Origin of the sequence: Microbacterium marinilacus, from assembly GCF_019753765.1 — a bacterium.
Lineage (GTDB): Bacteria > Actinomycetota > Actinomycetes > Actinomycetales > Microbacteriaceae > Microbacterium > Microbacterium marinilacus.
Genome location: NZ_JAIJZW010000009.1, coordinates 34,649 through 46,520 on the forward strand (window position 1 = coordinate 34,649; position 11,872 = coordinate 46,520).

Genomic DNA, 11,872 nt, shown 5'->3' on the forward strand with positions numbered 1-11,872 from the left:
GCCGACTCCCAGTGGGTAGCGTGTCCCCGTGACCTTCCCGACGCCGGATCCCCGCGTCCTCGCCCGCCGCGAGGGCGGGCTGGGCACCATCACGCTGAACCGCCCCGAGGCGATCAACGCGCTCGACGTCGGCATGATCGAGGCGATCGCCGGCCTGCTCGCCGCCTGGCGCGACGACCCCGACGTGCAGGTGGTGCTGTTCGACGGCGCGGGGGAGAGGGGCTTCAGCTCGGGCGGCGACGTGCGGGGCCTGCACGCCTCTCTTGCCCGCGGCGACGCCAGCGGCCCCGATCGCTTCTTCCGCGCCGAGTACACGATGAACGCCGCGATCGGCGAGTACGCGAAGCCGGTCGTCGCCTTCGCCGACGGCGTCACGATGGGCGGCGGCATCGGCATCGCCGGGCATGCGCACGTCCGCGTGGTGACCGAGCGCTCCCAGCTCGCGATGCCCGAGACCCGGCTCGGCTTCACGCCGGACGCGGGGGGCTCGTGGCTGCTCGGCCGTGCGCCGGGGCGTGTCGGCGAGTTCCTGGCGCTGACCAGCTGGGTGATGGGCCCCGCTGACGCGATCCACGCCGGCTTCGCCGACCACCTCGTGCCCGCCGTGCGCCTGCCGTCGCTGCGCGAGGCGCTCACCACGCGCGCCGACCCGTCGACGCCGACCGAGCTCGTGCTGCTGTTCGACGAGACGCCCGAGGCGGGCCCGATCGAGCGAGCCCGGCCCTGGATCGACGACGCGTTCGCCGCCGACACCGTCCCCGAGATCCTGGAGCGGCTGCAGGCGCTCGCCGACGCCGGCACGGGCGACGGCGACGAGGTCAGCCCGCGAGCCGTCCTCGGAGCGCTCGCCGACCGCGCCCCGGTCGGGCTCACCGTCTCGCTGGCCGCGGTGCGCTCGTCTCGGGCGCTGCCCGGCCTCCGCGCGGCGCTCGAGCAGGAGTACGGCCTGGTGACGTGGTTCATGGCGACGCAGCCGGACCTGCCGGAGGGCATCCGGGCGCAGCTGGTGGACAGGGACCGCGCGCCGCGATGGAGCCCTCCCTCCCTCGCCGGCGTGCCCGCCGACCTGGTGGGCGAGGCGTTCGCGCACGAGCCCGAGCGGCGCCTGTTCGCCGTCGACTGAACCGCAGGCGACTCCGCCGCCGCCCTTCCGCCCGCGGGGACGCATCCGCCGGGGCGGCGCGATTCGGTGGCACACTGGCGGCATGGTGGACGCGGCGGCATTCGGGACGTACGGGGTCTGGCGCGGCGCGGCCGCCCTCGACGCGGGGTTCGCGAGCAGCGTCGAGCGGCTCGGCTACGGAGCCCTCTGGATCGGCGGCTCGCCGAGCGGCGACCTGCGGATCGTCGACGAGGTGCTGGACGCGACCGAACGGATCGTCGTGGCGACGGGCATCGTCAACATCTGGAAGGACGACGCCGCCGAGGTCGCGCGCTCGTTCCGGCGCATCGAGCAGACGCATCCCGGCCGCTTCGTCGTCGGCATCGGATCGGGCCACCGCGAGGCGACCGCCGAGCGGGTGCGACCGCTGGCGTCGCTCGCCGCCTACCTCGACGTGCTCGACGCGGAGGGCGTGGCGCGCGATCAGCGCCTGCTCGCGGCGCTCGGAGACCGCACGCTCGCGCTCGCCGCGGAGCGCTCGCTCGGCGCGCATCCCTATCTGACCGTCCCGGACCACACCCGTCACGCGCGGGGCGTCCTGGACGATGCCCGCGCCGGCGCGCTGCTCGCGCCCGAGCAGAAGGTCGTGATCCACGCCGACCAGGAGGAGGCGCGGGGCATCGCGCGGCGGTACCTGAAGCGGTACTTCGGCCTGGAGAACTACGTCGGCGCGCTGCTGCGTCACGGCGTCGACGAGGGGGACCTCGCGGGCGGCGGCTCGGACGCGCTCATCGACCTGGTCGCCTCCAACCCCACGGTCGCGGCGGCGGTGGCCGGCCTGCGCGCGCACCTCGACGCGGGTGCCGATCATGTGGCCGTGCAGGCGCTGGGCGACGACCCGATCGGCGGCCTCGATGCGCTCGCCGACGCCCTCGCCCTCCGCGGCTGAGCCCGCGCCGGCGGCCGTGTCCCCCATTTGGGGGACAAATCCAAAGGTTCCCTTAGGGCTCGCTTGAGTACGCCCTGAGGGTCGAACCGTACATTCTTCTTAGCGGCGGTCGCGCCGGAGGCTCACCCGAAGAGCCGAGTGCGGCAGAGGCTCACCCGAAGAGCCGAACGCGCAGAGGTCTCGCACACCCCCACGGCGAGACATCCGACTCTGTGGCGCGACCCCCGCCCTCATTCGGCGTGCCCGCACGCCTACCCACCTCTATATCCCTGGAGTAGCAGTGAACAAGTTTGTCAAGGGCTCGATCGCAGCCGCCGCCGGTCTGGTCCTCCTGCTCGGCGGTGCCGGATCGCTCGCATACTGGAACGCCGACGCCGGCATCGACGGCGGCTCGATCGAAGCGGGGACGCTGACGCTCGAGGAGACCGCGGCCGGCGCGTGGAGCCCGGCGCTCAGCCTCTGGGTGCCCGGCGACTCGTCCGCGTACTCGACCACGCTCAAGCTGGTCGCCACGGGCGACAACATCGAGGGCACCGTGGCGCTGGACACCGCGTCGTACACCATCACCCCGGACACCGTCGCCGACGCCTTCGACATCACCGTCGCGCCCGGCACGCTGCCCTCCGGGATCACGTTCGACCAGGCCACCCAGACGTTCGGCTTCGACGGCGCGGGCACCTACACGATCCCCGTCACGGTCACGGTGGACTTCCCGTACGGCACGACGGCGGACAACTCGTCGCAGGGCGCGACCGTCGACTTCGCCGACCTCTCGTTCGTCGCCACCCAGACGTACGACAACTGACCCATCCCCATCCTGGTGCCCCGCCCACGGGCGGGGCACCGCGACGGCGGCCACTCGCTTCGAACACAGGAATCCCCATGCCTGAGCAGTGCAGCCCCTCGCCCCAGACCCGCCGTGCCCGGCGCGCGGGGGTGCGCCGGGCACGTCGGTTGCGCGCGGTCGTGATGTCCACGCTCGCCGCGACCGCCCTCCTCTTCCTCGCCCTCTCCGGCACCAGCGGCAGCTATGCCCTCTGGGAGGACGACACCGTCGTCGACGCCGGCACCGTGCGCGCCGGAACAGCGGCCCTCACCGCGTCGTGGTCCGCGGACCACGACGACGTCGCGTGGTCGAACCTGCTGCCGGGCGAGTCGGCCCGGGCGTCGATCACCGTCGAGAACACCGGCGACGTGCCCCTCGCGCTGAACGCCGCGGCCACGACCGCCGCGGGCTTCGAGCTGCGCGCCACGGCGGGCGCCTGCCCCGCGACGGCGCTCCCGGGCGAGGCGCTCTCCGAGTCGTCGGCCGCCCTCGCATCGACCGACGTCCCCGACGCCGTCGTGGTCCAGCCCGGTCAGTCGACCGAGGCCTGCGTCGAGGTGCGCGCCACGAGCGCCCTCACCCCGGCCGCGCAGGCCGCGTTCACCCTCACCGTCTCCGGAACGCAGGTGCGCTGATGCGTCGCTCCGTCCGCGTCCGCCTCATCGCGGTCCTCGCCTTCGTCCTCACGTTCGCCGTCGGCGGCGGCGCCTGGGCTCAGTGGAGCGCGGAGGCCCAGCTCGCCGGCCCCGCCCAGGCGGCACGCACCGGCGTGACCCAGACGGTGCACGCCGGGTCCTCGACCCAGACGCCGCTGACCACCACGTACACGTCGCTCAGCCGGACGGCGGCCGGTGCGGTGTCGGTGACGAACACCGGGTCGCGCGAGGCGGGCTACAGCCTCGACGTGCTCGCGTCCTCCGCCACCGCAGACGGGCTGCCCGGCGCCGTGTCGGTCGCGATCGCCGTCATCTCCGACCCCGCCGACTGCACGACGGACGCCGACCTCGCCTCGCCCGTGACCGGCACGCTGTCCACGAGCACGCCGCTGCAGGCCACGGGCACCGTCGAGGCGGGCGCCACGGTCGTCCTGTGCGTCAGGACGTCGATGACGGCCGCCGACGCCGCGACCTACTCCGACGAGAGCGTGCAGATCGCCGTCGACTCCACGCTCTCGTACGCCGACGGCGCCGCCTGGCAGGCCGCTGCCGAGGCCGCGGGGTTCACCCAGAAGGTCGGCACGAGCGCGCTGTTCGACGCCGACAGCTCGCTGCGCTACTACGCGCACAACAAGGACCTGTGCATCCAGCGCTACCAGCTGGGCGACGGCAGCGACGGCCTCGGACGTGCGGCGGACTGCAGCGACTGGGAGGGCGAGTGGCGCATCTCGCAGAACTCCGACGGCACGTTCTACATCGCCTGGGCATACAACGACCCGAACACGCCGGCCGCACCGCGATGGACGGCACGGACGGACGGTCAGGTGCTGCGCCTCTCGACCGCGGCCGACGTCGACACCCAGCGGTGGAGCATCATCGCCGTCTCCGACACCGAGTACCGGATCGAGAGCATCGCCTACCCCGGGCAGTGCATCGCGATCGGCGACGGGCTGTGGACGTCGGGCGCCGACCCGCGCAAGGTCGTCCTCGCCGACTGCGACGACGTCGAGAGCCAGCGGTTCACGTTCGAGGTCGTGGGCGACCCCGTCGACGAGGCCGAGGCGATGACGTGCGGCGGCAGCCCGCCGTGGAGCGTCGCCCTGTCGTTCTCGCAGAACGCCGGCTACCAGGGGGAGACGACGTACCGGGCCTTCCTCGCCCCGGAGTCCTCGCCCGAGACGCGCACGGCCTTCCCCGTCGGCGCGCTCGGCGGCTGGTACACCACGCTGCAGATCGACAACTCGAGCTCTGCCCTCAAGGACTACGTGGCCTCCGCGAACGGCGGTCTCGGCAACACGTGGGTGTACGTCGAGCAGCAGATCGCGAACAGTGGGAAGTGGAGCCCGGTGGCCGTCGGCAAGATCGCCCTGACGACCTCGAGCAACCCGACCCTGGGGGTGGTGTGCGGATGGCAGTGACGACGCTCGCCGCGCTGCTGATCGCGGCGTCGCTGGCGGCCGTCGCCGCCGCGCCGGCCGCGGTCGCGACAGCGACGGCGACCGTGCCCGCCACGGTGACGGACGAGGGACTGCAGTTCTCGGCCGACGGCACCGTCTGGTCGGCGACGGCGCCCGCGGCGCTGTTCGACGAGGGGCTCGCGCTCGTGCCGGGCGAGTCCCGAACCGCCGCCCTGCACGTGCGCAACGCGCACGACGCCGCGGCGACGCTTACGGTCTCCGTCGTCGACGTCGTGGCCGACACCGCCGACGGCTTCAGCCTCACGGCGGGTCAGGCGACCGGTGCCGGGCTGTCGCGCACGCCCCTCGGCGAGCTCCAGGGCTGCACCGCTCTGATCGGCCCACGGGTGCTGCAGCCCGGCGAGACCGCGACGGTGGAGGTCACCGTCGATCTCGACGCCGCTCTGAGCGGCGATCAGGGCCAGGGGTCGCGGGCCTCCTTCGCGCTGCGCGTGGCCCTCGCCGATGCGGCCGCCGGAACCGGCGCCGCGGGCGGGTGCAGCGGGGGAGGCGTCGACATCCCCGGGCAGCCCGAGGTGCCCGGGGCCGCCGCGACGCCCGTCCCCACCGAGCCTGCCGACGCGGCGGGCGGCCTCGCCACCACCGGCGGCGCCGTCTCGCTGGCGGCCGTGGTCATCGGACTCGCGATCGGAGGTGCGGGATGGTGGCTGACGCTGCTGACGCGACGCCGACGCGCCGAGTGAGCCGCGCCCGCGAGGCGGGCCGGGCGATCGTGCACGGGCTGAGCCTCGGCCTGCTCGGCCTCGTCCTGCTGCTGGGGCTCGCGGTGATCGGCGTCCCGGCGCTCGTGGGCGGGACCTCCCTCACGATCCTCACCGGGTCGATGAGCCCCACGCTGCCGCCCGGCACGCTCATCGTGGTGAAGCCGACACCGGTCGACGAGATCGCCGTCGGCGACATCATGACCTACCAGCTGGAGTCCGGCGAGGCGGCGGTCGTGACCCACCGGGTCGTCGCCCGCCTCACCGACTCGGCGAGCGGCGAGCCGCGATTCGTCACACAGGGCGATGCGAACGGCTCGCCGGACGCCGAGCCCGTGCTGCCGGTGCAGGTGCGCGGCACGGTCTGGTACGCGGTGCCCTGGCTCGGCTGGGCGAACCAGGCCGTGAACGGTGCGGCCCGGCAGTGGCTGGTGCCGGCGGCGGCGACAGCGCTGTTCGCCTATGCGACGATCCTGGTGCTGTCCGGCGTGCGCGACCGGCGCCGGAGGCGCACCCGATGACGGACGTCGTCCCCGCAGGCGTGGAACAGCGCGAGGCGGAGCCGGTCACACAGGAGGGGTCCACCGCCTTCCGACGTGTATTCTGCGATATCGTATCCGCCGGCCCCTACCCCCCGGTGGAGGGGGGTGTGGTGGAGCAGACCCGCGTCGCCGTCGTCATCGAGGACGATCCCGACATCCGCGCGCTCCTCGCCGCCGTGCTGACCCAGGCGGGCTTCGACGTGCACGCCGCCGCGACCGGCGCGGACGGCGTCGCCCTCGTGACGGAGCACGACCCGGTGGTCACCACGCTCGACCTCAGCATGCCGGGCATCGACGGCTTCGAGACCGCCCGGCGCGTGCGCGACGTCAGCTCTACCTACCTGGTGATCGTCAGCGCCCTGTCGGACGAGATCGACGTGCTGCAGGGCCTGCAGGCGGGAGCCGACGACTACATCGTCAAGCCGTTCCGGCCGCGCGAGCTGCGCGCCAGGATCGAGGCGATGCTGCGACGGCCGCGCGCCCTGGCGCCCCCGTCGGCGCCGGAGGCCGAGGAGGGCGGCGAGGAGAGCTGGCTCGAGCACCGGGGCCTGCGCATGGACCCGGACCGGCGGACGGTGTCCGCCGACGGCGCCGAGCCCGACCTCACGCGCACCGAGTTCGACCTGCTGCGCGAGCTGCTGGAGGCCGGCACGCGCGTGGTGTCGAAGCAGCAGCTGTCCCTGGCCCTGCGGGGCGAACGGCACAGCGACTTCGTGAGCGAGCACGACCTGCGCGCCATCGAGGTGCACATGGCCAACCTGCGACGCAAGCTCGGGGAGTCGGCCAGCAGCCCGCGCTGGATCGAGACCGTGCGCGGGGTGGGCTACCGCCTCACGGCCGGGTGACGTCGGGCGGGGCGGCCGTCACCGGCATCCCCGACGAGCCCGCCGAGTCCATCGCGGCCTGGCGCGCGGCATCCACCAGAGTCGTCGCCGCGTAGCCGTGCTCGCGCGCGAGCGCGAAGCCGACGCCGATCGCCGGCAGCACGGAGCCGTCGAGCGCGATCAGGTCGTCGATGAGCCGCTGTCGCACCGTGTTCGCGACCGAGGCCACCTCGTCCGCCGTCGGCGCCGGCAGCGCGATGCCGACGGTCGCGTCGTCTATCGCCCCCACCGCGGCGTGGAACGGGGCGGCGCGGTGGAGCGAGTCGCGCCAGCGCGCCTCGATGCGCTCCGCGGCGCCCTGCCCGAACGCGGCGCCGATCTCGGACACCCCCTCCACGCGCACGGCGATGAGCGTCAGCGGAGCCGTGCCCCGTTCGCCGCGCGTGGCGACGTCGTCGAGCAGCGGCAGGAAGACCTCGGACGGCAGCAGGCGCTCGCCCGGGCCCGGCCGGGCGCCCGGGATCTGCGGAGAGGTCACCGACGCCACCCGCAGCACGGACGTGGACACGACGGCGACGATCGTGAGCGTGATCGTCACGATCGACGTGGTGCCCGTGCTGAACCACTCGGCGAACAGATGGCTCTGCGGACCGCCGGTGAGGAACACCACGGTGCGGGCTGCGTAGTACGCGGCGGCGGCGCCGAGCGCGAAGGTGAGGCCCCACGCGGCGAAGACGGCGCGCAGGGCGTCGCGCCGCGTCTCGACCGCGCCCAGCGCCGCGAAGGCCCCGATGCCGACGAACATCGCCGCGGCGCCCGCCCAGTCGCCGACGTCGCGCTGCACGATCGCCGCGCCGAACGTGACGAGGGCCGCGAGGGCGACGGCCGCGCGGGGCACGGCGCCCAGGCGCCCGTTGTACACGCGGCACCCCAGCCACATCAGGCCCATCTGCGTGACGAACGCGGCGTTGCCGGTCGCGACCGCGATCCACAGGTCGCGGTCGACCGCCCAGGCCACGTAGCAGAAGGTCACCAGGATGCCGGCGAGGAACGACGCCGCCCAGTACCTTCCGGAGGCGCTGCCGCGTCTCACCACCGTGTCGAGCAGGAACACGATGCCGGCGGTGATCACGACGACGGCCGTCGCGAACGAGAGGGTGAACAGGTCGAACGCGCTCATCGGCTCTCCTGAGGGGCGGGGTGGGGGAGGGGTCGTCGGGCGGGCAGGGTGACGACGAATGTGGAGCCGACGCCCGGGATGCTCTGCAGGGTGAGATCGCCGCCGTGGTCGCGGGTGATGTCGCGGCTGATCGCGAGGCCCAGGCCGCTGCCGTGCACGCTGGATCGGCGCACCGCGTCGGCGCGGAAGAAGCGCTCGAACACTCGGGGCTGCTCGGCCTCGGCGATGCCCGGGCCGTCGTCCCTGACGGCGAGGATCGCGCGGTCGCCGTCCTCCGTGCACCCGATCCAGACCCGGCCCTCGTCCCGTCCGTACTTGATCGCGTTCGACAGCAGGTTGTCGACGACCTGGCGCACGCGGCCCGCGTCGGCGAAGGCGGCGGTGCTCTCGATGCCCTCGGTGTCGATCACGACCCCGCGCTCGGCGGCGCGGGGGAGGGCCGCCTCCACCGCCTGGCGCGCGATGGCGCTCAGGTCGATCATCGACGCGCGCAGCGTCTCCGCCGGGTCGGCGTCCGGGGCGCGGGAGGCCGAGAGGATGTCGGTGACGAGGGCGAACAGGCGCTGCGCGTTGCGCTCGGCGACCTCGAGAGCCCCCCGCGCGGAGGCCGGGAGGCCGGGGTCGTCGAGCGCGAGGTCGAGGTACCCCATGATCGACGTCAGCGGCGTGCGCAGCTCGTGGGACACCGAGGCGATGAGGTCGTCTCGTGCCCGCAGCGCGTTCCGCTCCGCCGTGACGTCGCGCGAGACGACGACGACACCGGCCGCGCCGTCGTCGGCGATCCGCCGGGCCGTGACGTGCAGCGCGCGGCGCTCGGTGCCGATCCCGCCGTGCCACAGCTCCACGCCCTCGAACGTCTCGCCGCGGGCGGCGCGCGCCAGGGGCCGGTCGGCGGCCGGCACGGGCGTGACGCCGTCCTCCTGGAACAGCGGGGCGTCCGGGTCGCCGTGCAGGCGCGCGTGCGCCTCGTTCGTCACCGTCACCCGGCCGTCGGCGCCGATGCGCGTCACGCCGAAGTCGACCGCCTGCAGCACCTCGCTGACGAGCGACTCCTGGTCGCGGGCGCGCTCGAAGGCGCGCTGCAGCGTGCGCGACTGGCGCGCGAGCAGCGATCGCTGGGCCGTCGCGCGGCGCGACATCACCTGCCCGAACACCGCGAGCGACGCCAGCGTCAGCGGCATCAGCACGAGGCGCACCTCGAACGCGGACGGCGTCTCGATCAGGGGCGCGAGATAGAGCACGGTCGTGAGGGCGACGGTGATGGAGGAGATCATGGCCCCGAACGTGAGGGAGACCCAGAGCACGGGGAACACCCACAGCAGGGCGAGGCCGCTGGAGGGGTAGGCGAGCGAGAGCGAGCCGATGGAGACGATGTCGAGGGCCGGCACCGCGATCGTCGCGAGCGACGGCAGGCGGTCCCAGCGCACGATGATCGCGCAGACGGTCGCGATGAACACGCCGGACACCCCGAGGATCAGCGAGGCGAGGTCCTGGTACTGGCCCGACATCAGCACGAACGCGGCCGCGAGCAGGATCACGAGCCCCAGCAGCAGCTGGTTCAGGATGATCGTGCGCTCGCGCGACGGGTCGCTGCGCGTGTGGGGCATGTCCAGACGCTACCGCGTGCCGCCCTCCGCCGAACCGGCGCCGCGCAGCCCGGGGCGCGCATGCCCGCGGCGATACCGGCCCGGGCGTGTCCGCGCATCCGACCACGGTCGGATTCCCGCGCTGAGCGGCGGTTTCCGCCGTCAGCGGACAGCGGCCTCCGGCAGTGGAGGATGTCGGCGGCTGGTGGCAGAGTCGACCCGGTCCTCGCGCGCGTCCGCGCGAGGACGTGCGACCGGTGGAGGCCCTGTGCTCGGCAAGCTCCTGTTCCGTTATCTCTGGCGATACAAGTGGCTGCTCGCCGGCGTCCTGGTGTTCCAGTTCGCCGCCGCGCTGGCCGCGCTGTACCTGCCCTCCCTCAACGCCGACATCATCGACAAGGGCGTGGCGAACGGCGACACCGCGTTCATCGTGCGCACGGGCCTCGTGATGCTGGCGGTGTCGCTCGGCCAGATCGTGGCGTCGATCATCGCGACGGCCTGCGCCGCCCGGTCGGCCATGGCCACGGGCCGCGACATCCGCCGCGACGTCTTCGAGAAGGTCAGCTCGTTCTCCGAGCGGGAGGTGTCGCAGTTCGGCGCCGGCTCGCTCATCACCCGCAACACCAACGACGTCCAGCAGCTGCAGATGCTGGCGATGATGGGCGCCACGATGCTCGTGCAGGCGCCCATGCTCGCGATCGGCGGCGTCATCATGGCGGTGCGCCAGGACGTGGGCCTCAGCTGGATCATCGGCGTCTCGGTGCCCGTGCTGCTCGTGCTCGCGGGCCTCATCATCTCGCGCATGGTGCCGCTGTTCCGCACCTACCAGTCGAAGCTCGACGCCGTGAACCGGGTGATGCGCGAGCAGCTGACGGGCGTGCGCGTCGTGCGCGCGTTCGTGCGCGAGCGCATCGAGGAGGAGCGGTTCCGCGGCGCGAACGACGACATCATGCTCGTCGGGCGCAGGGTCGGGTCGCTGTTCGTGCTGATGTTCCCGCTGATCATGCTGGTGCTGAACGTCACGATCGTCGCCGTCGTGTGGTTCGGCGGCGTCGAGGTGAACGAGGGGCGCGTCGAGATCGGCACGCTGTTCGCCTTCATGCAGTACGTCGGGCAGATCCTCGGCGGCGTCATGATGGCCGCCTTCATGACGATCATGATCCCGCGCGCCGCGGTCTCCGCCGACCGCATCGGCGAGGTGCTGGGCGTCACCAGCTCGCTGCAGCGCCCCGACGCGGCCGTCGCCGAGCTGCCGACGCCGGGCGAGGTCGTGCTCGACGACGTGTCGTTCACGTACCCGGGCGCCGACGAGCCGGTCATCCAGGGCATCGGCTTCCACGCCGCGCCCGGTGAGACCGTCGCGATCGTCGGCTCGACGGGAGCGGGCAAGACCACCCTCATCAACCTGATCCCCCGCCTGTTCGACGTGACGGACGGGTCCGTGCGGGTCGGCGGCGTCGACGTGCGCGAGGCCGACCTCGAGGCGCTGTGGGCCGGCATCGGCCTCGTGCCGCAGCGGCCGTTCCTGTTCAACGGCACGATCGCGTCCAACCTGCGGTTCGGCCGCGAGGACGCCACCGACGACGAGCTGTGGGAGGCCCTGGCGATCGCGCAGGCCGCGGACTTCGTGCGCGAGAAGCCGCACGGGCTCGACGAGCCGATCGCGCAGGGCGGCACCAACGTCTCGGGCGGTCAGCGTCAGCGGCTCGCGATCGCGCGGGCGATCGTCAGCCGGCCCGACGTCCTGATCTTCGACGACTCGTTCTCGGCCCTCGACCTCACCACCGACGCCCGGCTGCGGCAGGCGCTGTGGCGAGAGCTGCCGGGCGTGACGAAGATCGTCGTCGCCCAGCGGGTGTCCACGATCACCGACGCCGACAGGATCGTCGTGCTCGAGGGCGGCCGGATGGCGGGGCTCGGCACGCACGACGAGCTGCTCGCGAGCAGCGCGACGTACCGCGAGATCGTCGACTCGCAGCTGGGGGCGAAGGCATGATGCGTCGAGCGCGCGCGACCAGGGTGAGCGAG

The 11,872-nt window shown here is 73.4% G+C and carries 11 protein-coding genes; 9 read left to right on the plus strand and 2 right to left on the minus strand.

The genetic code is table 11. From position 1 onward, the window contains the following. The first annotated feature begins 28 nt into the window (after window positions 1–28). The 8 genes from K5S26_RS14245 to K5S26_RS14280 all read left to right on the plus strand — a co-directional run bounded on the left by K5S26_RS14245 (window position 29) and on the right by K5S26_RS14280 (window position 7,099). On the plus strand, window positions 29–1,123 hold the full coding sequence (locus K5S26_RS14245) for an enoyl-CoA hydratase/isomerase family protein (protein ID WP_221859354.1): 1,095 nt from the start codon (window positions 29–31) through the stop codon (window positions 1,121–1,123). 82 nt (window positions 1,124–1,205) lie between these two features. After that, window positions 1,206–2,051 (plus strand): TIGR03620 family F420-dependent LLM class oxidoreductase, encoded by an 846-nt coding sequence (locus K5S26_RS14250; protein ID WP_221859356.1) that lies wholly within the window; start codon window positions 1,206–1,208, stop codon window positions 2,049–2,051. A 280-nt stretch (window positions 2,052–2,331) separates the two neighbouring features. After that, window positions 2,332–2,856, plus strand: coding sequence for an alternate-type signal peptide domain-containing protein (locus tag K5S26_RS14255; protein ID WP_221859357.1), 525 nt, complete (start codon window positions 2,332–2,334; stop codon window positions 2,854–2,856). A 77-nt stretch (window positions 2,857–2,933) separates the two neighbouring features. Next, window positions 2,934–3,512 (plus strand): hypothetical protein, encoded by a 579-nt coding sequence (locus K5S26_RS14260; protein ID WP_221859359.1) that lies wholly within the window; start codon window positions 2,934–2,936, stop codon window positions 3,510–3,512. After that, entirely contained in the window at window positions 3,512–4,951 is a 1,440-nt protein-coding gene (locus tag K5S26_RS14265) for an RICIN domain-containing protein (protein WP_221859361.1), read from the plus strand. Before K5S26_RS14260 ends, K5S26_RS14265 begins: the two co-directional genes overlap by 1 nt. Beyond that, the gene (locus K5S26_RS14270) at window positions 4,942–5,694 is read left to right on the plus strand and encodes a hypothetical protein (RefSeq protein WP_221859363.1); all 753 of its coding nucleotides are present in this window, start codon (window positions 4,942–4,944) and stop codon (window positions 5,692–5,694) included. Before K5S26_RS14265 ends, K5S26_RS14270 begins: the two co-directional genes overlap by 10 nt. Then, complete coding sequence (locus tag K5S26_RS14275; RefSeq protein ID WP_221859365.1) at window positions 5,691–6,233, plus strand: signal peptidase I; 543 nt, start codon at window positions 5,691–5,693, stop codon at window positions 6,231–6,233. The genes K5S26_RS14270 and K5S26_RS14275 overlap by 4 nt, the downstream gene beginning before the upstream one ends. Window positions 6,234–6,364: 131 nt before the next feature. After that, the gene (locus K5S26_RS14280; protein ID WP_308122989.1) at window positions 6,365–7,099 is read left to right on the plus strand and encodes a response regulator transcription factor; all 735 of its coding nucleotides are present in this window, start codon (window positions 6,365–6,367) and stop codon (window positions 7,097–7,099) included. On the opposite strand, the gene K5S26_RS14285 is transcribed toward K5S26_RS14280, so the two are convergent. Both K5S26_RS14285 and K5S26_RS14290 read right to left on the minus strand, forming a co-directional pair. Beyond that, on the minus strand, window positions 7,086–8,258 hold the full coding sequence (locus K5S26_RS14285; protein ID WP_221859369.1) for a hypothetical protein: 1,173 nt from the start codon (window positions 8,256–8,258) through the stop codon (window positions 7,086–7,088). The genes K5S26_RS14280 and K5S26_RS14285 overlap by 14 nt on opposite strands. Continuing rightward, complete coding sequence (locus K5S26_RS14290) at window positions 8,255–9,865, minus strand: sensor histidine kinase (RefSeq protein WP_221859371.1); 1,611 nt, start codon at window positions 9,863–9,865, stop codon at window positions 8,255–8,257. Before K5S26_RS14290 ends, K5S26_RS14285 begins: the two co-directional genes overlap by 4 nt. Window positions 9,866–10,112: 247 nt before the next feature. Here K5S26_RS14290 and K5S26_RS14295 point away from each other — a divergent pair, with 247 nt between their 5' ends. Continuing rightward, window positions 10,113–11,840, plus strand: a complete 1,728-nt coding sequence (locus K5S26_RS14295) for an ABC transporter ATP-binding protein (protein ID WP_221859373.1) — start codon at window positions 10,113–10,115, stop codon at window positions 11,838–11,840. The last annotated feature ends 32 nt before the right edge of the window (window positions 11,841–11,872 follow it).

Excerpts from the sequence above, each read along its gene's own strand:
- K5S26_RS14290 (WP_221859371.1), bottom strand. The coding sequence starts at position 9,865 with ATGCCCCACACGCGCAGCGACCCGTCGCGCGAGCGCACGATCATCCTG.
- K5S26_RS14265 (WP_221859361.1), top strand. The coding sequence starts at position 3,512 with ATGCGTCGCTCCGTCCGCGTCCGCCTCATCGCGGTCCTCGCCTTCGTC.
- K5S26_RS14285 (WP_221859369.1), bottom strand. The coding sequence starts at position 8,258 with ATGAGCGCGTTCGACCTGTTCACCCTCTCGTTCGCGACGGCCGTCGTC.
- K5S26_RS14260 (WP_221859359.1), top strand. The coding sequence starts at position 2,934 with ATGCCTGAGCAGTGCAGCCCCTCGCCCCAGACCCGCCGTGCCCGGCGC.
- K5S26_RS14250 (WP_221859356.1), top strand. The coding sequence starts at position 1,206 with ATGGTGGACGCGGCGGCATTCGGGACGTACGGGGTCTGGCGCGGCGCG.
- K5S26_RS14270 (WP_221859363.1), top strand. The coding sequence starts at position 4,942 with ATGGCAGTGACGACGCTCGCCGCGCTGCTGATCGCGGCGTCGCTGGCG.